Below are 19,714 nucleotides of genomic sequence, written 5' to 3'. Positions count from 1 at the left end.
TGAGTTTTTCCATGAAAATACCGCGCCCCTCCGCCCGCATGCCGCACCTGACCCAACTGCGCAACCTGAAGATGGCACGCTCTGCCCACGCCTACGTGCGCGGCAGCACCGTACAATTTTACGAGTGGCTGCACAGCCAAAGCGGCCGCCGCTTGCCCCATGGCCCGGCGATCTGGATCTGCGGCGACTGCCACGCCGGCAACCTGGGGCCTACCGGCGATACCAAAGGCCGCATCGACATGCATATCCGCGACCTTGACCAGACGGTGATCGGCAACCCGGCCCACGATCTGGTGCGCCTGGCGCTGTCCCTGGCCACCGCCGCGCGCGGCTCGGACCTGCCCGGCGTCACCACCGCGCGCATGCTCGAAGAAATGATGGTGGGCTACGAACAGGCGTTCAAAGACAAGCCCGACGCCGCGCCGCCGCGTCCGTCCCAGGTCAAGGCGGGCATGCGCAGCGCCGTGGAGCGCACCTGGAAGAACCTGGCGCGTGAGCGCATCGAAAATGCTCGCCCGAGCATTCCGTTGGGCAAGCATTTCTGGTCGCTGTCACGGGCCGAAAAAACCGCACTGGAAACGCTCTGCGCCTCGGCCGACATCCATCAATTGGTGACGTCACTCAAAGGCCGCCCCAAGGACGCCGGGGTCGAACTGCTGGACTCGGCCTATTGGGTAAAGGGCTGCAGCTCCCTGGGCCTGCAGCGTTATGCCGCCTTGCTCGGCGTGGGCGACAAGGATGACCAGGAATATTGCCTGATCGATATCAAACAGGCCGTCGGCGCGGCGGCGCCCCGTGCGGCACGGGCGAAGATGCCCCGGGACAATGGCCGCCGGGTGGTGGAGGGCGCGCGTCAGCTGTCGCCTGGTTTGGGTGAACGCATGGTGGCGACGCGCATGCTGGACAATGGTTTTTTCATCCGTGAACTGTTGCCCCAGGACATGAAGCTGGAACTGGACGAATTGAGTGAGATCGACGCCATGCACGCCGCCGGTTACCTGGCGCGGGTGGTCGGTGTCGCCCATGCCCGGCAAATGGACCGTGATACGCGCAAGGACTGGATGGCCGTGCTGCAGGAGAACCGTTCCAAACAACTGGATGCGCCGTCGTGGCTATGGACCAGCGTGGTGCAACTGGTGGGGAGCCATGAGCAGGGCTACCTCAATCATTGCCGGCGCTATGCACTGGAACACTGACGTACCCACCTGTAGGAGCGAGCTTGCTCGCGAAGAACCTCAACGATCACGCAGTGCTCCTGGTTTTGCGCGGCGTTCTCGGGTTTTTCGCGAGCAAGCTCGCTCCTACATGTGTTGTTAGTCAGGCCAGGTATTTGCGGAACCAGCCCAACGTGCGTTCCCACGCCAGGTTCGCCGCCGCTTCGTCATACCGCGGCGTCGAATCATTGTGAAAACCGTGGTTGGCGCCCTTGTAGATGTACGCCTCATAGGTGGTGCCGGCTGCTTTCAGGGCCTTTTCATACGCCGGCCAACCTTCATTGATCCGCGTGTCCAGCTCACCGTAATGCAGCATGATCGGCACCTTGATGCGCGCTACGTCCTTGGCCTCCGGCTGGCGCCCGTAGAACGATACGGCCGCGCCCAATTCCGGGTAGGCCACGGCTGCCGCGTTGGTGACGCCACCGCCATAACAGAAACCGGTGATGCCCACCTTGCCGGTGCTGCTGTCGTGGTGCATCAGCCATTCGATGGCGGCGAAGAAGTCGTTCATCAGCTTGGTTGGGTCGACTTTCTGTTGCAGTTCCACGCCTTTTTCATCGTTGCCGGGGTAGCCGCCCACCGAGGTCAGGCCATCCGGCGCCAGCGCGATAAAGCCGGCCTTGGCCAGGCGCCGGGCGACGTCTTCGATGTAGGGGTTGAGGCCGCGGTTTTCGTGGACCACCACCACCGCCGGCAATTTGCCCGCCGCCTTGGCCGGGCGTACCAGGTAGCCGCGCACGCTGCCGTTGCCTTTAGGCGACGGGTAGGTGATGTAGTCGGCGACGATGTCCGGGTCGGTGAATTTCACCTGTTCGGCCAGGGCGTAGTTGGGACTCAGGGCCGCGAGCAGGGCCGAGGCGGTGAGCCCGCCGAAGGTGAACAGGGCGGCGCGGTCGAGAAATTCGCGACGGTTGAGCTTGCCGTGGGCGTAGCCGTCGTAGAGTTCCAGCAGTTCGGGCGCAAAGTCTTTCGCGGTGAGACGAGTCATCGGTGCAGTCCTCGATTAGCGGTGGCCATTAATGTAGACCAGGATCAGCTGTCACGGCCATGGGCGGCGGCGGCCAGTTGGCCGGTGTCGACGCGCACGAAGATCGAGTCGCCCACGGCGGTCAGTACGTCACCGGCGTACACCTCGCAGATCACGCGGGTCTTGCGCCCCACGTCGCCGTCGACACGGGCGCGCAGCGTGAGGGTGACGCCCATGGGTGTCGGCTTGATGAACTTGATGCCGAGGTTGCCGGTCACGCAATCGATGCGCGGCAGGCTGCCGGGTTCGCGGTGTTCGGCGCGGTAGTGGTAGGCCATGGCGGTCCAGTTGGAATGGCAGTCCACCAGCATCGCGATCAGGCCGCCGTAGACCAGGTCGGGCCAGCCGGTGTACTTTGCCTCGGGCAGGTGCTCGGCGACCAGGTGGATACCGTCCGCGTCCCAGCGGCTCTTGATGTGCAGGCCATGGGGGTTGCTGGCGCCGCAGCCGTAGCAGATGCCTTCCGGCGCGGTGGTGTCCTGCAGTGAAGGGGCGTGCATGCAGCGTCCTTATTGTTGTGGGGCGACTACTCTGTTTAGCAGGACAAACGCCCGATGGGAATAAATCCCTGGTATGAGGTGTTAGCTCGATACTGTGTTCTTACCTGTCGCGGAGCGTTGCATGAAACGTCGAATGTCCCCGGTCGCCGTCCTGGCCTTGATCCTTGCCTACTGCGCCAGCGCCCAGGCGGTGGAGTACAAGGACGTCAACCGCACCGCCAGTCAGATCAGCTTCACCTACAAGCAGTTGGGGCAGCTAGTGTATGGCACGTTCAGCGACTTCGAGGGCACCTTGACCTTTGATACGCAACAGCCGGAAGCCGGGCATGCCTTGCTCAAGATCCAGCTCGCCAGCATCGACGCCGGCAGCCCGGATGCCAACGACGAGCTGCAACGCGCCTCCTGGTTCGATACCGCGACCTACCCGGTGGGCGTGTATGAATCCACCGGGGTCAAGGCGCTGGGGGGTAACCGCTACATGGTCAGCGGTAACCTGACCATCAAGGGCACCACGCGGACGGTGGACGTCGACGTGGTGCTCAAGGAGCAGGGCGGCATTGGTGTGTTCGACGGCGAGTTCATCCTCAGGCGTGGCGACTTCAAGATCGGCGAGGGCGAGTGGGCCGGCAACAGCGTGGTGTCCAATGACATCAACATCAAGTTCAAGATGGTCGCGCCGCAGCGTTAACGGGCGAACTTCTTTGCGCCGGCTACGCAGCCGATCACTGCGACGGTGACCAGCACCATGCCCAGGCTGACCTGCTCGTGCAGCAGGCCCGCCGCCAGCGCCAGGCCGAAAAACGGTTGCAGCAATTGCAACTGGCCGACGGCGGCGATCCCGCCCTGGGCCAACCCGCGATACCAGAACACAAAACCGATCAGCATGCTGAACAACGCCACGTAGCCCAGGCTGAGCCAGGCGGGCAGGCTGATGCCGTGCAAACTTGCCGGCGCCAGCACCAGGCTCAACGGCACCACCACCGGCATCGACACCACCAGCGCCCAGCAGATCACCTGCCAACCGCCGAGGCTGCGCGACAGTTTGGCGCCTTCGGCATAGCCCAGGCCGCAGACCAGCACGGCCAGCAGCATCAGCAGGTCGCCGGCCGGTGCGGCGCTCAAGCCCTGGGCGAAGGCATAACCCATCACCAGCCCACTGCCCAGGATCGAAAACAGCCAGAACACCGGGCGCGGACGCTCGCCGCCGCGCAGCACACCAAACACCGCGGTGGCCAGCGGCAGCAGGCCGATGAACACGATGGAGTGGGCCGAGGTCACGTATTGCAGAGCCAGGGCCGTGAGCAGCGGGAAGCCGATCACCACGCCCAGGGCGACGATTGCCAGGGGCATCCACTGCTGACGTGCGGGGCGTTTTTCCTTGAACAGCCACAGCAGCAGTACGCCCAGCAGGCCGGCGATGGCCGCGCGGATCATGGTGAGGAAGACCGGGTCGAACTCCATCACGGCCAGGCGCGTGGCGGGCAAGGAGCCGCTGAAGATCACCACGCCGATAAAGCCGTTGATCCAGCCTTGGGCGCTGCCATTCAGGGTGTCGAGAGAGGAGGTGCGTTGCATGATCAGGCGTCCGGACAAGGAGGGGTTGCGTTGCGGTCATCCTAGAAGCGAGGATTAAGACAATCAAAAAATTGTCATGGATACAGCCCTATGCCCCGCGCGCGCTACAAGTCGTTGGTCGATACCTTTGCCCAAGCCATCCGCAGCGGAACGATGCCGCCCGGCACACGCCTGCCTACGCACCGGCAACTGGCCGCCGAGCATGGCCTGGCGCTGGTCACCGCCAGTCGGGTGTATGCGGAGCTTGAGGGGATGGGGCTGGTCAGCGGTGAAGCCGGGCGTGGCACCTTCGTGCGCGAAATCTCGCTGCCGCCGGGGCAGGGCAGTGGGCAGATGACGGTGGCGGCGGGCATGCTCGACCTGAACTTCAATTACCCTTCGTTGCCGGGCCAGGCGGATAGGTTGCGCACGGCGCTGCGTCAGTTGGCGCTCTGCGGCGATCTCGAAGCCCTGTTGCGTTACCAGCCCCATGCCGGCCGCTTGCATGAGCGCGCAGCGTTTGCGCGGCATTTGCTCAATCGCGGGCTCAGGGTGGACGCCGAGCAGGTGCTGCTGGTCAGTGGCGCCCAGCACGGCCTGGCGGTGACGATGATGGCCTTGCTCAAGCCCGGCGATGTGATCGCGGTGGATGCCTTGACCTATTCGGGGTTCAAGGTGCTGGCCGAAACCCTGCACCTGGAAATCGTCGCGATCCCGGTCACGCCAGTGGGGCCGGACCTGGACGCGCTACACAACCTGTGTCGCAAACGCCCGGTGCGCGCGGTGTACAGCATGCCAACCCTGCACAATCCATTGGGTTGGGTGATGGGCATGGCCCAGCGCGAACAGTTGGTGTCGATCGCCCGTTCGCACAATCTGATGATCATGGAGGACGCGGCCTACGCGTTCCTGGCCGAAGACGCACCGCCGCCGTTGGCGACATTGGCGCCGGAGCGCACGGTATATGTGGGCGGGCTGTCGAAAAGCGTCGCGACCGGGTTGCGGGTCGGGTTTGTCGCAGCGCCGATGGAATGGGTGAAACCACTGGAGCGCGCCCTCATGGCCACCACTTGGAACGTACCGGGTGTGATGAGCGCCATTGCGGTGGCCTGGCTCGAAGATGGCACCGTGGCCCAGTTGGAAGTGCAAAAGCGCCAGGATGCCCAGGCGCGGCAGGCCTTGGCGGCGCAGGTGCTGAAGGGGCTGGCGTACGTGAGCCATCCTTCTTCGTATTTCCTGTGGTTGCCCCTGGCGGAAGAGGCGCGGGCCGATCAGGTGGCCATGAGCCTGCAGCGCGAGGGTATTTCCGTGTCCACCGCCGAGCCGTTTGCCGTGTCGGCCCATGTGCCGCACGCACTGCGCCTGGCCTTGGGCTCGGTGGCGCTGCCGGCGCTGCGCGAGGCGTTGTTGAAGGTGCGCAAGGTGGTGGCCTGGTGAGCCGGGGTCAGCGGCTCACCGCTGGGCATCAGTATTTGTAGGCCTGACGTCCGATCAGCAGCCATTTGCCTTTTTGCTTCTGCCAGACCTGGAAGTTGTCGATATCGGTGGGCACTTCTACACCGCTGTTAACGGCCAGAGCGTGGAAGTGGTTGCGCACCAGTGCGGTGTCGCCTTGCAGGGTGATGGTCTGGTTCTGCATTTCCAGGGTCTTGAACGCGCTGGTGTGGGTTTCCAGGTCGGCGATGAATTGGTCTTTGTTCTGCACCTTGCCGCTGGAGTGACCGTAGGTGAGCTTGTCGGACGTCAGCGCGTGAAGCTGCTTGAGGTCCAGGTGCAACATGGCTTGGGTCAGTTGGTCGACCGCTTGGGCCACGTCCTTTTCGGCAGGGGCAGGCGCTGCTGCGACATAGCCGCTGAACAGGCACAGAAAACCGATCAGCACTTTGACGTTTTGCATGGGTGTTTCCTTATTGTTGTTGGAGGCTGGTACGACGGGTTAAGTCGTCGTACAACCATGCAATATTTCAGATGGGGAAGGAAAGTGAAATTTTGAAATATCCTGAAAAGATTCGGCTTTATCGCGCTGCAAAAAGGTCGTCGACTTATGTGATGTCCTAAGACATCAACCAGTGCACACCTTGCTTCCTGCGCGGGTAGCACATCGCTATGCTAGCGCCGAAACCCCACGGCGCCCGAGAGACAACATGGATTTTGACTGGCACAGCGACCCCATCACCCGCACCACTCCCGTTACCCCGCACTACAAAAACACTCAGAACGTTCGCCGCTTCATGCTTGAGCACTGCGGCCCAGGGTTCAAGTTCGACCGGCCCTTCATGGCCTGGATTCGCAACGATAGGCCCAAGACCCTGGGCGACGTGGTGGATGAGTGGCAACGTCGCAACGAGGATTCACGCCCATGACCCGCGACGAAAAATACCAGGCCGCGCAACTGCGCATCGGCTATCAGTTGAATGAATTCAAGATCGGTGGCAACTACACGCCGCTGGTCCGCGATGGCAACCACCTGTACATCAGCGGCCAGATCCCGCGTGTCGGCGATGCCATCGTGCTGCCGGGCAAGGTCGGTGACAGCCTGACCCTCGCCCAGGCGCAAGTCGCTGCCGGCATCAGCGCGTTGCGCTGCCTGGGGTTGCTCCAGCAGGCCCTGGGTTCGCTGGACCAGATCAAGGCCATCCCGCGCATCACCGTGTACGTGCGCAGTGCCGAGGATTTTGATCAGCAGAGTGAAGTGGCCAACGGCGCGTCGGACCTGTTGCACGAGATTCTCGGCAGCGCCGGGGTGCATACGCGTACCTCGATTGGCGTGATGCAGCTGCCGAAGTCGGCGGCGGTGGAGATCGACATGATCGCGCTGGCGCACGGCTGAGCGATCGATGATTACCCAAGGCATGGTGGTATTGATCCACTACAGCACGTACCTGGCACCGGGGCTGCTGTTGTTCGGCCTGTGGTTCGCCCTCACGCCCAAGTCGCTGACGGCGTTGCGCATCCTGATTCTGTTGATGGCGTTCGTGCTGATGCGCGATGTGATGACGCCGTTGGGCTTGTGGTCGCTGGGCAGCGAGGTGCAGCTTGCCTTCACGGCCAACACCTTGGTGCTGGCAGCGTTGGGCAGTTTTTCGGTGTTGTTGATTACGGCGCTTGTGCGGGTGGCACCTGACTTGGCGGCGCTGATCGTCTGGTCCAGGGGGCCGCGTGTCGCGGGACTGATGATCGGGCTCGCGGTGGGCGGTTTGATCGGTGTGCCGCTGCGGTTGTACCAGGGCATCGAAGCGTCAGCGCTTGTGGGTTATTGGGTATGGCTGCCGGGCATGGTCGTGTTGGCCTATGGTGCCAATGCGTTGGAGGAGGTGCTGTTTCGCGGTTTTCTACAGGGCTATCTGGAGCAGCATGTAGCACCGCTGCGTGCAGCTTTGATCAGCAGCGTAGCCTTTGCGGCCTGCCATACGTTCCTGGCCTTGAGCGTGACTCAACTGGGGTGGCCGGTGTTGTTGTTTACCCTGCTGGAGGGGCTGGCCTGTGCGTTGGTGCGCATGCGCCATGGAGTGCTGGCGGCGACGCTGACCCATGGCACGGCAATCCTGTTGATTGCCGTGCCCCACATCGCCTGATCTGAAACACAGGCGAAAATGTGGGAGCGGGCTTGCTCGCGAAAGCGGTGGATCAGTCAGCCTATTTGTGGCTGAAGGACCGTATTCGCGAGCAAGCCCGCTCCCACATGTTTGACCGCGTTTAGTCAGCTGCCAGCGGGGGCGTGCGCGGTGGAATCAGGCGTTTGCTGCCGGTGGCTTCATAGGCCGACGCAAAGCGCAGCAACGCCGAGTCATCATAGGCGCGCCCGGCAAAGGTGAGCCCCACCGGCATGCCGATATCCGCCATCACGCCCATGGGCACGGTGACGGTCGGCACGCCCAGGTGGCGGATGGCGAGGTTGCCGTTGGCCACCCACACGCCGTTGCTCCAGGCGATGTCGGCGGAGGCTTCGTTCACATCGGCATCCGCCGGGCCTACGTCAGCCACGGTGGGGAACAGCACGGCGTCGAGGCCAAGCTTGTCCATCCAGTCTTCCAGGTCGACCCGGCGGGTCTGTTCCAGGCCGCGCAGGCCATCGGGGACGGTGCTGATCTGGTCCCACGGGGTGATGCCACGCTCGGCCATGCGCACGTATTCGTCCATGCCGGCCGCAAGGTCGTCTTCGCGATTGGGCAGGGTGCCAGGATCGTGGGGGAAGATCTTCGGCCCGTCCACATCCGCCAGGCGGTTGAGCGCCGGATCGTTGTTGGCACGCAGGAAATCATCGAAGGCCCAGGCCGAGAGTTCCCACAGTTCATCGTGCAGGAATTCCTTGGACACCAGCCCACGGGTAAACACGGTGGGCGCGCCGGGGCGGTCGCCTTCGCAGTTGGACACCAGCGGGAAATCCACGTCGATCACTTCGGCTCCGGCGGCCACCAACGCTTGGCGGGCGTCGTTCCACAGGTCGATGACGCTGGCGCGGGTGTTGATCTTTTGCCCGGTGGGGCCGCCGATGCCGGGTTTTTCGCTGGTGCCGGCGTCGGGGTCGGCATTGATGTACATGCGTGGCACGCCAAAGCGTTTACCGGCGAGGGATTCGGCAGTCACGGCCAGGTCAGCGTAAGAAGCCGGGCGCACCGAGGTGACGCTCGGGATCGGCACCCAGGGTTGCAGGCGCCACAGGTCGCCACGGGTGTCCGGGTCTTCGGCCACCACCACGTCGAGCACTTCCAGCAGGTCGGCCATGGTGCGCGCGTACGGCACCACCACGTCCATGGTCGGCGTGAGCGGCCAGTTGCCGCGCACCGAAATCACCCCACGGGACGGGGTGTAGGCACACAGGCCATTGTTGGACGCCGGGCCGCGTCCGCTGGACCAGGTTTCTTCGGCCACGCCAAACGCCGCAAAGCTCGCCGCCGTCGCAGTGCCGGCCCCGTTGGATGAGCCTGAAGCAAACGGTGCCGTCAGGTAGTCGGCGTTATACGGGCTTTCCGCCCGGCCATACACGCCACGCTGCATGCCGCCATTGGCCATCGGCGGCATATTGGTCTTGCCCAGGCAGATGGCGCCGCCGGCGCGCAGGCGTTCGATGGTGAACGCATCGCGCTGGGCGACCAGGTCGGCAAACGCCGGGCTGCCGGACGCTGCGGTCAGGCCCTTGACCAGGTAGCTGTCCTTGGCGGTGTAGGGAATGCCATCCAAAGGCCCCAGGGTTTCGCCTTTGGCCCGGCGTGCATCGGACGCCTCGGCTTCGTCGAGCGCTGCGGGGTTGCGCACCACCACGGCGTTCAAGGCGGTGGCGGTGTGCGGACCGTCATAGGCATCGATCCGCGCCAGGTAGGCTTTTACCAGTTCAACGGCCGTGGTCTGGCCGGATTCAAGCGCCGCGCGCAATTGGGCAATGGAGACTTCGGTAACTTGCATCACGTTTTTTTCGCCGCCTTCAAGTGGGGGTATGGCGGCAGTCTACGTACAGATATTTCACAAAACCAGCGCGGCATAATCCGCGTAGGCCGCACGCATCACCTGCCAGGTGGCGTCGTCGGCGGGAATCAGATGTTCGATGCGCAGGGGGGAGAGGGTAATGTCCTGGGGCATGCCGAAGGTGGTGAAGGTGGACAGAAAACTCAATTCGCCCCGGCTTGAGCGGATGCGCGTCAGCACCAGCGGTGGCATGTCGGTGGGCAGCTCGGTGCTGGCCGGCGCCGGCAAACGCGCCAGCAGGGCGGCCAGTTCAGGATTGCCCAGCGCCTCACGGGTAGCGCGTTGCCAGGCCAGGGTGCGGATCTCGTCGGCGTTGATCAGGTGATCGCCCAGGCCGCCCGGCTGCAACAGCGTGGTGAGCAGGTTCAAGCCCTCGGCTGAGTCGGACGGGATGCCCACCAGCTCAAACAGCACGGCGGTGCTGGCATTCGCGGCCAGCACCTGCCACTGACTGTCCAGCAGGATGGCCGGCGCGGGGTTGTTGGCGTGCAGCACATGGCTGACCGCTTCGCGGATCGCGGCCATCCCTGGTGACGTGAGGGGCGTGGCGTTGTAGCGCGGGGCGTAGCCGGCGGCGAGGAACACGCGGTTGCGCTGGTCGAGGGGGGCTTCCAGTGCCGTCAGCAGGTTGTGCAAGGTGCCTGGGCTTGGCTTGGCGCGGCCGGTTTCCAGGCAACTGAGGTGGCGCTGGGACACACCGGTGATCAGGGCCAGGTCGAGCTGGCTGAGCCGGGCTTGCCGGCGCAAGTGGCGCAGCTGTTCGCCGGCGGTGGCAGGGGTGTCCATGGCGGAATCATGACCTCCGAGGTCATTGCGAGGGGCCGAACCTTATCACTAACGTGGGCCTTCATCACCCCAAGGAAGAACCCATGAAAAGATCCCGTGTTGCGCTGGCCGGTTTGCTGCTGTTTTCGTCGTACACCCTGTTCACGCTGCTGACGGCCGAGCAGTCGCTGCTGGCGTTCGGGCGCGAATTGATGTCGCGGCCGGACACTGCGCAAGTGGTGATCGACCTGTATTTGATGGCGGTGTTGGCGTGTGTGTGGATGTACCGGGATGCGCGGCGGCGCGGGCGGTCGATGGCTTCGCTGGTGCCGTATTTTGTGCTGACCGCGGTGTTTGTGTCGGTGGGGCCGTTGCTTTATCTGGTGCTGAATGGGCTTGAACCGTTCAGCGAGAATACCGGATGACGCAAACGCCCTGTGGTGAGAGGGCTTGTTGTGGCAAGCCCGCTCGCCACAACAGGCTAGCTCGTCACAGCAGGTTCGTTTGGCTCAAGGGTTGAGGAAGGCCTGGTAGTTGTCCTTGGTGATCTGCTGATAGGGAATGGTCAGTTCAGCCGTGTACGGCTCCTTCTTCACCATCTTCACCGCCAGGTCAATCGAGCCCACGGCCTGGCCCTTGTTGTCCTGATACACCGTCACCAGCAACTGGCCTTTCTTCACCGCATCCAGCCCGGCAGCCCCGCCGTCGCTGCCGGCTACCAGGATATCCTTGCCCGGCTGCATGCCCGCCTGGCTGATCGCCATGGCCGCGCCGATCGCCATCTCATCCGCGTTCGCCGCCACCGCGTCGATTTTGCGCCCGGATACGATCCAGTTGTTCATCAGGTCAATCGCTTTGCTGCGCTGCCATTCCGCGCTCTGTTCCTCGACGATCTTGATGTCGGGGTACTCCTTGAGCACGGTCTTCACCCCCAGCGTCCGATTGTGCGTGGCGTTGTTGGAGAGCAACCCGAGCATGATCGCCAGGTTGCCCTTGCCGCCCATCTTTTGCGCCAGGTAGCGCATCTGGATTTCACCGGCCTTGACCTCGTCCGAGCCCACATACCCCACGCCCGGTGGCAACTGCTGGGCATCCGGGCGGCGGTTGACGTACACCAGCGGCGTCTTGGCTTGCTGGGCATTGGCGGTCATCTTTTGCGTGGCGGCCGTGTCCACCGGGTTGACGATAATCGCGTCCATGCCCTGGGCGGTGAAGTTCTGCACCTGGTTGAGCTGGCGCACCACGTCGCCCTGGGCGTCTTCGAATTGCAGGGTCACGCCGGGCAGTTGCTTGGCGTGGGCGGCCATGTAGTCACGCATCTGCGCGAGGAAGACGTCGTCGACCTGGGCGATGCTCACGCCGATACGGATATCGGCCAGCGCCCAGGGGCTTATCGCCAGGGTCAGGAGTGCCGCAAGGAGTTGCTTCTTCATGATGGTGCTCCGTTGTTTTTGTTGTTGTTGAAACAGAGGGTTCACGCCTGGCGCTTGGTCCGCAGTTGCTCCACGGCAGCGGCAAACGCCGGGAATGGCCAGCGTTCGTCGAGGGCTTGCTGCATCAGTTGCTGCGCGGTTTGCGGGGCCAGGCCCTTCAAGGGCGGGTCGGTGTCGAGGTTGGTGGGGAAGGAATAGCCGTTGGCGGTGCAGGCGATCACCGCCGCCACGGCCTGGGCATCCAGTGCGGTGTTGTCCAGCAAGGCCGGGTACACCGCCAGCATCATGCGGTCGCGGTCGAGGGCTTCCATGGGCTTGCCGAACGCCGAGGAAATCTGCAACAGGTTGGCCATGCGTTGGCGGTCGGCTGTGCGGTTGGTGCCGGCGGCATGGAACAGCGCCGGGTTGAAGAACAGCAGGTCGCCCTTGTTCAGCGGCAGTTGCACGGCGTGCTGCTGGAAGTAGTCGATAAACTCCGGACGCCGCCACGCCAGGTAACCCAGGGCGTATTGCTGGGAAAACGGTAGCAACTGGGTCGGGCCGGTTTCCAGCGGCATGTCCGAGTGCGCCACCGCGCCTTGCAACGTCAGGTACTGGGACAGCAGGTGCAGGGGCAGGGGAAAGCGCTCCACTACATCATTGGTCTGAAAGCCCAGGTGGTAGTCACGGTGCGGTTGCTGGGCCTGGCCACCGGGATGCACCACGTTGACCTGCGCCGTGACCTGGTAGCTCGGCCCCAGCCACGCCTCGGCGATCAACCCCAGCAGCGGGTTGGCGTAGTACTCCACAAAGGATTCCGGCGACTGCAACGCGGCTTTCTGCAATGAATTCCAGATGCGCCCGTTGCTGCCAGCCTTGGCAAAGTGATCGGCCGCCACGCCCTGCGCCGCCTCATGGGCGAAGATCGCCTCGAACACCCGGCTGTGGCGGTCGACCACCTCCAGGTCTTCGTAGGCCTGGCGCACCACCATCACCCCAGGCCCCTCGCGGAACAGGCGGTGCAGTTCATTCATCACCGCCAGGCGGTCGTTGTTGCGCAGGGTGTGGGCCTGATAGATCGGCACATTGCTCTGTACTTCAGCGCAGAGGGGGTAATCTTCCCGGCTCACGCGCTGCGCACAGATCTCGCTGAAGTCCGCCAGGCGCACGGCCTGTTCCGTCACGAACGCCGCCATCACACACCTCCCAGCGCCTGATTCGGTTGCGGGCTGCCGCCGTCGGTACAGCCGACCACGCCTTGTTCCAGATCGATCACCGAGCCGGTCATCATTCCCGACTCGCTGGACAGCAGGAAGGCCACGCTGCGCGCCACTTCTTCAGGCTTGAGCAGGCGCCCGAACGGCTGTGCGCGCTCGGCCTTTTCCAGCCAGCCATCCTGGGCACCGTGGTACTGGCGCTGGATGTCATCTTCGTGGGGCGTGTCCATCCAGCCGATGTTCAGGCCATTGACCCGGATGCGATTGCGCAGGGCGCTGAATGCCACGTTCTTGGTGAGGATCGCCAGCGCGCCCTTGGACGCGGCATAGGCACTCAGGAACGATTGCCCGCCATGCCCGGTGACGCTCTGGATGTTCACCACCGCGCCTTCTACGCCTTTACTGATCATCAGCTTCAGCGCTTCCTGCATCAGGAAAAACGGCGCCCGCACATTCACCGCCATCAGCCGATCAAACAATTCCGGCGAGGTGTCCAGGATGGTGCCGCGATCCGACATCCCGGCGCAGTTGACCAGTCCATGCAAGGTGCCGAAATGGGTGCGCGCCGCATCGATGATCGCGCGGCAGTCCTCGACCTTCTCCAGGTCTGCCTCGACAAAAAACGCCTGGCAATCCAGCTGGGCCAACTGCCGCACCTGCTCTTCGCCCTGGGCGCGACGTCGCCCGCAGATGATCAGCCCGGCGGCGCCACGGCTTGCCAGGGTACGGGCCACCGCCGCGCCCAGGCCCTGGGTGCTGCCGGTGACGACAAAATATTGGCCGCTGAACGACGTGGCTAGATCGGTGTTAGGCATGCAGTTCTCCCGGAATTTTTGTTGTTGTGCATCGCCCGGCTCGACGCCGGACAAAACTGAGACTAGCATTGCAAAACCTCAGTAATACCCAAAAAACACCTCAAAAACACCTCAAGTGAGGCCCCATGCTCGAACGCGCCAAACACTTCTCCATCAAACAGCTGGCGACCCAGGCCGGTGTGAGCAAAGCCACGGTCGACCGCGTGCTGCATCAGCGCGGCAGCGTGCATGCGCAGACCCGGCGGCGTATCGAGCAGGCGTTGGAGGAATTGGAGTCCCAGGAGAAAAACGGCCTGGCGGTGGGGCGCACGTTCCACGTCGATGTGATCATGCACACGCCCAAGCGCTTCAGTACGGCGGTACAGACGGCGATCACCGCGCAACTGGGCAGCCTGGCGCCGTTCCGCATTGCCCCGCGCTTTCACCTTTTCGAAGAGATCGAACCCCAGGCCATGCGCGACCAACTGCTGCGCTGCCTGGACACCGGGAGCCAGGGCGTGGTGCTCAAGGCCGCCGATGAGCCGGCGGTGAACCTGGCGGTCAAGCAACTGATCGCGGCGGGGATTCCGGTGGTGACGCTGGTCACGGACCTGCCGCAAAGCGAGCGCATCGGCTACGTTGGCATGGACAACCGCACCGCCGGCCAGACGGCCGCCTACCTGATGTCGCGCTGGCTGCCGGCGCAGCCCCAGGATGTGGCGGTGGTGATCGGCAGCGAACTGTTCCGTGGCGAAGAAGAGCGCGAAATGGGCTTTCGTGCCTGGCTGCGTGGGCGTGCGGCGCACTTGCGGGTGCTGGACGTGAGTGGCGGCTACGGCGTGTACGACCGCACCTTCGAGCGGGTGACCCAGGCGCTGCAACAGCATCCCGAGCTCAAGGCGGTGTACAGCGTCGGCGGCGGCAACCGCGCGATTGTCGATGCGTTCGCCGCCCTCGATCGGCCCCTTGAGGTGTTCATCGGCCACGACCTCGACGAAGAAAACCGCCAGTTGCTGCGCGAAGAAAGGGTCGCCGCGATTATCGATCACAACCTGCAGATCGATGCGCGCCACGTGTTCCTGCACATCCTGCACTACCACCGGCTCTGGAAGGCCGGGCCGATTGCGCCTTCCCAGGTGCAGATCGTCACGCCGTTCAACCTGCCGGACTGACTACTCCCTCAATAACAACATCAGGAGTTCGACCATGCTGAGAATCGCCGTCCTGGGTGCCGGGCGCATCGCCAGGATCCACGCCGCCAACATCGCCGGCCATCCCAACGCCACACTGGTGCTGGTAGCCGACCCCTGGCGCGAAGGCGTCGATGCATTGAGTGCCCAACTGGGGTGCGAGGCGGCCTACGATTGCGCCGCCGTACTCACCCGTAATGACATCGACGCCGTGGTGATCGGCACGCCCACCGACACCCATATCGACCTGCTGCTGGCAGCGGTCGCCGCAGGCAAGGCGGTGCTTTGCGAAAAGCCCATCGACCTCGACATCGCCAAGGCCCGCAGCGCTGCCCAGGCGGTGGAGCGCCAGGGTGGCCGGGTGATGCTCGGCTTCAACCGGCGTTTCGACCCCGACATGCTGCGCCTGCGCGCGGCCCTCGATGCCGGGCAGATCGGCACGGTGCGCCAAGTCATTATCACCAGCCGCGACCCCGGCCTGGCGCCGCGTGACTACCTGGCCCACTCCGGTGGCATCCTGCGCGACATGACCATCCACGACTTCGACACCGCCCGCCACCTGCTCGGCGAAGAACCGGTAGAAGTCAGCGCCATCGCCAGCCGCCTGGTCGACCCGAGCCTGGCCGAAATCGACGACTACGACAGCGTGATGGTGCTGCTGCGCACCGCCTCCGGCAAGCAATGCCATATCAACTGCTGCCGCCAGGCGGTGTACGGCTACGACCAGCGCGTGGAAGTCTCCGGCGCCACCGGCGTGTTGCTCACCGACAACCACCGCCCCAGCACCCTACGCCACTGGAGTGCCGAGCACACCGAGGCGCTGGAACCATTGCAGCACTTCTTCCTGGAGCGCTATGCCGATGCGTATCGCAATGAGCTGACGCAGTTCATCGATGCGCTGAATAACGGTACGGCGCTGCCCACCAGCGTGCGGGATGGGTTGTATGCGTTGCATTTGGCGGATTGTGCGTTGGAGTCGGTGAGGACTGGGAGGTGTGTGCGAGTGAGTGACGACTTGTAAGATAACCGTGTTGTGCTGACTCCGGGGGCAGTTGTGGAGTCAGCTTTTTCTATTGTTTACTCAGCACAAAATGGGCGATGAGCTTAATGTAAGCCCTTTCGACCAAAATGACTGTTTTGATTGATCGAAGATGTTGTGGGCGCAGGTGGATATAGCGACTTCAAAAAGGCTATATCGCCTTCGCTCAGTGTCGAGTTCTTGTCAATTGATTCACCGGTTGTTGTTATTTTTCCAGGGACCGAGTAGTGCATGATGGAGCTGCGATCATAAGGCGTGGTAATTACATCGGCAGGATCGTACTTATCGAGCACATTTAAGTCGACCTTTTTCTCGTCCCAATCGTTTGTTTCGCGGTAATAATCGTAAGTCTTGGGTTTGTCGTAAGGCACGGTTCTGTCAGGATGTTGCTGCTCGTGGTCAACGCCCAGAGCATGTAGGAACTCATGCTGAATGGCGGTTCCCAGGTGAGGCTCGTTTGCGCGGGGGTCAATATGCATGGTTGGTTGGTCTTTAGGGAGGTCACGCGCATCAGTACCCACTTCTGACCAGTTGCCCTTTATATCTTTATGCGCCGATATGCGGATATCACCTTGACCGCTTTCGACAAACTTGAATTTCAAATTAACATGCTCTCCAATTTCGGCGACGTGCTTTTTAACTTGTTTTTTGATGTGTTCCGGTGTGTCTTGAAACGAGATAGTGACGGTGCTGTTCTGTGGCCACAAACTTTTGTTAGGGGCAACCCCGCGTTTACTTCGGGTGGGTGCAGTTATGCTGGGCGTTTGATCTTCGCCCATCTGAGTGTTTGGATTGATTGGATAGCCAATTTGAGGCTGCCCTAGGCTAGCAATTGTCATTCAGTATCCTCTTCAGTTGCCGTGCGATTTTACGACCTGTCGCAGCGGTCTGAAGTAAGTGGTTGAACGTTGGATTCAGTTCCATTGTAAGCAGCAGGCCTGCATGAGGTAGGAAACAAGCCAGAATCGCTTGAGTGCTACGCAGTGATTCACTTCTTGCCAGCTATCCATAAGGACTGGCGCCGGTGCGATCCACTAACCGAATACTGTCCCGCCCACCGCGCTTGGTTTCATACAGCGTGGTATCTCCTTGCTCGATCAGTGCCGTCAAACTCGGCGGCGGCTGGTCGAACAGGTTCGCACCAATGCTCAGCGTCACCGGTGCCGGCGTGGTGAAGGTCTGCGAGGCCAGTTGCTGGAACTGCTCACGCAGGCTGCTGCCCAGTTCGACGATCTGTTCGGTGGACGCCGGGTTCAGCAGGATCACGAATTCATCGCCGCCCAGGCGTGCGGCCAGCGCGCCCTGGGGTACTACGCTGCGGATCATTTCGCTGAGGGCGATCAGCAGGCGGTCGCCAGCAGTGTGGCCGTGGAGGTCGTTGACCGATTTGAAGTTGTCGATGTCGATCAGCAGCAGGGCGCCCGGTTGTGCGGGCGTTACCTGGGCGAGCAGGCGCGGGGCGCGCAGGTCGAGGGCGCGGCGGTTGTAGAGGGCGGTGAGCGGGTCGCGGGCGGCGAGGCGGGCGATCTGCTGTTCGCGACGATAGCGTTCCGAGCCGGTCATCGACAGTGCGATGAGCATGATCGCCATGGCGCCTTCCACCAAGGAAACCTGGATGATCTCGCCCTTGAAGGCGGCGAGGTCGATCAAGGTGCCGGGGATCAGCACCGACAGCGCCTTGGCTACATAAAACGCGCCATGGATCAGCAGCACATAGCGCAACTGCACCGCGCCGATGCTCAGCGACTTGCCGTGGGGGCGCAGCAAAAAGCTGGCGCGCAGGGTCGGCAGCGCCACCAACAGGGACTGCACCGCCAGCATGGCTTTGGACCAGGATGGATCGGCCGGCAACATCAGCATGCCCAGCCAGACCAGCAGCATCAGTAGCCACACGGGCGACAGCCGCGTTTGGGTGAACCGCGCCACACCCAGTAAAAACAGGAAGTGCGCGGTCACCAGCAGGCCGTTGGCGAACCAGATGCCGATCATCAGGTAGCCATTGAGGCGCAGCAGGGCGAGGGTGGAACCGACGGTAATGGTGGCGAAACCGGCGCTCCAGCACAACAGTGAAGGTTCGCGCACGCTGCGCCATTCAACGGCCAGGTACAGGGCGGCAGCGGCTGCCAGGGCAACGGTGAGTGCCAAAATCGTGGGAGGGTCGAGCGTCATGTCTTACCGGGTCTGCCTGGTGTGCGTTTAGAACCGGGATTGTAAGCGCACACGCAGGTTTTTCAGAGCATTCCGGGTGATGGCACACGGCCAGGCGATGATCGGCAGCTCAGGCGCCTTTGGTCGAGGGCAGCAAGATGGTCAGGATGCCCACCAGCGGCAGGAACGAGCACAGCTTGTAGACATACTCGATGCCGTGGGTGTCAGCCAGCAAACCGAGCAGCGCCGCGCCAATCCCGCTGAAGCCGAACATCAGGCCGAAGAAGATCCCGGCGATCATGCCCACATTGCCCGGCACCAGTTCCTGGGCATACACCACGATGGCCGAGAAGGCCGACGCAATGATGAACCCGATCACCACGCTGAGTACCGCCGTCCAGAACAGGTCGACGTAGGGCAGGGCCAGGGTGAACGGTGCCGCGCCGAGGATCGAGAACCAGATGACTTTCTTGCGGCCGATCTTGTCGCCGATCGGGCCACCCGCAAAGGTGCCGACGGCCACTGCGCCGAGGAACAGGAACAAGTACATCTGCGAGCTTGCGACCGACAGCTGGAACTTCTCGATCAGGTAGAAGGTGAAGTAGCTGGTCAGGCTGGTCATGTACCAGTACTTGGAGAACACCAGTACGGCCAGCACCACCAGGGCAAAGGTCACACGGCCTTTGGACAGACCGTGGGTGGCTTTGCCGCCTTGCTTGAGCTTGAACAGGTTGAGGTGGTGGCGATACCAGCGACTCAAGCCGTACAGCACGAGGATGGCGAACACCGCGAACAGCCCGAACCAGGCGATATGGCCCTGGCCGTAGGGGATGATGATCGCCGCTGCGAGCAGAGGGCCCAAGGCGCTGCCGGTGTTGCCGCCGACCTGGAAGGTCGATTGCGCCAGGCCGTAGCGACCGCCGGAGGCCAGGCGCGCAACGCGGGAGGTTTCCGGGTGGAAGGTCGAAGAACCCACGCCCACCAGGCCCGCCGCCAGCAGGATCGCCGGGAAGCTGCCGACAAACGCCAGCATCAGGATGCCGATCAGGGTGCACACCATGCCCGCCGGCAGCAGCCAGGGCTTGGGGTGGCGGTCGGTGTGATAGCCGATCCACGGTTGCAGCAAGGAGGCGGTCAGCTGGAAGGTCAGGGTAATCAGGCCCACCTGGGTAAATGTCAGCCCGTAGTTGGCCTTGAGCATCGGGTAGATCGACGGCAGCACGGCCTGGATCAGGTCATTGATCAAGTGGGCCAGGGCGCAGGCGCCGAGGATGCGCATGACCAACGGGCTGGCCTGGGGTGTAGTGGTTGCAGCGGCGGGTGACGCGGTAAGGGTCGACATGCAGGCATTCCATACAAGGCAGCTAATCAGAGGCGGCAACTTCTTA

Annotated in this window: 21 protein-coding genes; 9 read left to right on the top strand and 12 right to left on the bottom strand. The window is 63.0% G+C overall.

Annotated features, from left to right (window positions below; translation table 11 throughout):
* Positions 1-11: 11 nt before the first annotated feature.
* On the top strand, positions 12-1,196 hold the full coding sequence (locus BLR69_RS07410; protein WP_071495383.1) for a DUF2252 family protein: 1,185 nt from the start codon (positions 12-14) through the stop codon (positions 1,194-1,196).
* Between the two features lie 121 nt (positions 1,197-1,317).
* Here BLR69_RS07410 and yghX read toward each other — a convergent pair whose 3' ends face one another.
* Together yghX and BLR69_RS07400 are read right to left on the bottom strand one after the other, a co-directional pair.
* On the bottom strand, positions 1,318-2,205 hold the full coding sequence (yghX, locus tag BLR69_RS07405; protein WP_071495384.1) for a YghX family hydrolase: 888 nt from the start codon (positions 2,203-2,205) through the stop codon (positions 1,318-1,320).
* Between the two features lie 44 nt (positions 2,206-2,249).
* Positions 2,250-2,744, bottom strand: a complete 495-nt coding sequence (locus tag BLR69_RS07400; RefSeq protein WP_071495385.1) for a PaaI family thioesterase — start codon at positions 2,742-2,744, stop codon at positions 2,250-2,252.
* Positions 2,745-2,865: 121 nt separating this feature from the next.
* Between BLR69_RS07400 and BLR69_RS07395 the strand changes: the two genes are divergently transcribed.
* Positions 2,866-3,432: a YceI family protein gene (locus BLR69_RS07395; RefSeq protein ID WP_232000961.1), complete on the top strand. Its 567-nt coding sequence runs from the start codon at positions 2,866-2,868 to the stop codon at positions 3,430-3,432.
* Here BLR69_RS07395 and BLR69_RS07390 read toward each other — a convergent pair.
* Positions 3,429-4,319, bottom strand: coding sequence for a DMT family transporter (locus BLR69_RS07390; RefSeq protein WP_071495387.1), 891 nt, complete (start codon positions 4,317-4,319; stop codon positions 3,429-3,431). The genes BLR69_RS07395 and BLR69_RS07390 overlap by 4 nt on opposite strands.
* 90 nt (positions 4,320-4,409) lie before the next feature.
* On the opposite strand from BLR69_RS07390, the gene BLR69_RS07385 reads away from it, so the two are divergent.
* Positions 4,410-5,735 (top strand): aminotransferase-like domain-containing protein, encoded by a 1,326-nt coding sequence (locus BLR69_RS07385; RefSeq protein ID WP_071495388.1) that lies wholly within the window; start codon positions 4,410-4,412, stop codon positions 5,733-5,735.
* Positions 5,736-5,763: 28 nt separating this feature from the next.
* Here BLR69_RS07385 and BLR69_RS07380 read toward each other — a convergent pair whose 3' ends face one another.
* Positions 5,764-6,195 carry a nuclear transport factor 2 family protein gene (locus BLR69_RS07380; protein ID WP_058424070.1) on the bottom strand — a complete coding sequence of 144 codons (432 nt, stop codon included), beginning with the start codon at positions 6,193-6,195 and terminating at the stop codon, positions 5,764-5,766.
* A 247-nt stretch (positions 6,196-6,442) separates the two neighbouring features.
* Between BLR69_RS07380 and BLR69_RS07375 the strand changes: the two genes are divergently transcribed.
* From BLR69_RS07375 to BLR69_RS07365, 3 genes are read left to right on the top strand one after another with little or no spacing between them, the layout of a single operon-like run.
* On the top strand, positions 6,443-6,661 hold the full coding sequence (locus BLR69_RS07375; protein WP_071495389.1) for a DUF6434 domain-containing protein: 219 nt from the start codon (positions 6,443-6,445) through the stop codon (positions 6,659-6,661).
* Positions 6,658-7,128: a RidA family protein gene (locus BLR69_RS07370; RefSeq protein WP_071495390.1), complete on the top strand. Its 471-nt coding sequence runs from the start codon at positions 6,658-6,660 to the stop codon at positions 7,126-7,128. Before BLR69_RS07375 ends, BLR69_RS07370 begins: the two co-directional genes overlap by 4 nt.
* A gap of 7 nt (positions 7,129-7,135) precedes the next feature.
* The gene (locus BLR69_RS07365; RefSeq protein ID WP_071495391.1) at positions 7,136-7,873 is read left to right on the top strand and encodes a CPBP family intramembrane glutamic endopeptidase; all 738 of its coding nucleotides are present in this window, start codon (positions 7,136-7,138) and stop codon (positions 7,871-7,873) included.
* Between the two features lie 121 nt (positions 7,874-7,994).
* On the opposite strand, the gene BLR69_RS07360 is transcribed toward BLR69_RS07365, so the two are convergent.
* Positions 7,995-9,704 (bottom strand): amidase, encoded by a 1,710-nt coding sequence (locus BLR69_RS07360; RefSeq protein WP_071495392.1) that lies wholly within the window; start codon positions 9,702-9,704, stop codon positions 7,995-7,997.
* A 54-nt stretch (positions 9,705-9,758) separates the two neighbouring features.
* Complete coding sequence (locus BLR69_RS07355; protein ID WP_071495393.1) at positions 9,759-10,547, bottom strand: helix-turn-helix domain-containing protein; 789 nt, start codon at positions 10,545-10,547, stop codon at positions 9,759-9,761.
* An 83-nt stretch (positions 10,548-10,630) separates the two neighbouring features.
* Here BLR69_RS07355 and BLR69_RS07350 point away from each other — a divergent pair, with 83 nt between their 5' ends.
* Positions 10,631-10,951 (top strand): DUF2834 domain-containing protein, encoded by a 321-nt coding sequence (locus BLR69_RS07350; protein WP_071495394.1) that lies wholly within the window; start codon positions 10,631-10,633, stop codon positions 10,949-10,951.
* An 84-nt stretch (positions 10,952-11,035) separates the two neighbouring features.
* Here the strand turns inward: BLR69_RS07350 and BLR69_RS07345 are convergent, their stop codons facing one another.
* From BLR69_RS07345 to BLR69_RS07335, 3 genes are read right to left on the bottom strand one after another with little or no spacing between them, the layout of a single operon-like run.
* Positions 11,036-11,959, bottom strand: coding sequence for a sugar ABC transporter substrate-binding protein (locus BLR69_RS07345; RefSeq protein WP_071495395.1), 924 nt, complete (start codon positions 11,957-11,959; stop codon positions 11,036-11,038).
* Positions 11,960-12,000: 41 nt separating this feature from the next.
* The gene (locus BLR69_RS07340) at positions 12,001-13,134 is read right to left on the bottom strand and encodes a phytanoyl-CoA dioxygenase family protein (protein WP_071495396.1); all 1,134 of its coding nucleotides are present in this window, start codon (positions 13,132-13,134) and stop codon (positions 12,001-12,003) included.
* Positions 13,134-13,970, bottom strand: coding sequence for an SDR family oxidoreductase (locus BLR69_RS07335; protein WP_071495397.1), 837 nt, complete (start codon positions 13,968-13,970; stop codon positions 13,134-13,136). Before BLR69_RS07335 ends, BLR69_RS07340 begins: the two co-directional genes overlap by 1 nt.
* A 125-nt stretch (positions 13,971-14,095) precedes the next feature.
* Here BLR69_RS07335 and BLR69_RS07330 point away from each other — a divergent pair, with 125 nt between their 5' ends.
* On the top strand, positions 14,096-15,121 hold the full coding sequence (locus BLR69_RS07330) for a LacI family DNA-binding transcriptional regulator (protein WP_071495398.1): 1,026 nt from the start codon (positions 14,096-14,098) through the stop codon (positions 15,119-15,121).
* Between the two features lie 34 nt (positions 15,122-15,155).
* A complete protein-coding gene (gene iolG / locus BLR69_RS07325; protein WP_071495399.1) occupies positions 15,156-16,160 on the top strand; it encodes an inositol 2-dehydrogenase in 1,005 nt (334 codons plus the stop codon).
* 83 nt (positions 16,161-16,243) lie between these two features.
* Here the strand turns inward: iolG and BLR69_RS07320 are convergent, their stop codons facing one another.
* From BLR69_RS07320 to BLR69_RS07310, 3 genes are all read right to left on the bottom strand, one after another.
* The gene (locus tag BLR69_RS07320; protein ID WP_071495400.1) at positions 16,244-17,017 is read right to left on the bottom strand and encodes a M12 family metallopeptidase; all 774 of its coding nucleotides are present in this window, start codon (positions 17,015-17,017) and stop codon (positions 16,244-16,246) included.
* Between the two features lie 163 nt (positions 17,018-17,180).
* On the bottom strand, positions 17,181-18,347 hold the full coding sequence (locus BLR69_RS07315) for a GGDEF domain-containing protein (RefSeq protein WP_071495401.1): 1,167 nt from the start codon (positions 18,345-18,347) through the stop codon (positions 17,181-17,183).
* 109 nt (positions 18,348-18,456) lie between these two features.
* Positions 18,457-19,668 (bottom strand): MFS transporter, encoded by a 1,212-nt coding sequence (locus BLR69_RS07310; RefSeq protein ID WP_071495402.1) that lies wholly within the window; start codon positions 19,666-19,668, stop codon positions 18,457-18,459.
* Positions 19,669-19,714 lie beyond the last annotated feature (46 nt).

Source organism: Pseudomonas azotoformans (assembly GCF_900103345.1).
Classification (GTDB): domain Bacteria; phylum Pseudomonadota; class Gammaproteobacteria; order Pseudomonadales; family Pseudomonadaceae; genus Aquipseudomonas; species Aquipseudomonas azotoformans.
This window is presented reverse-complemented; position numbering and strand designations above follow the sequence as displayed.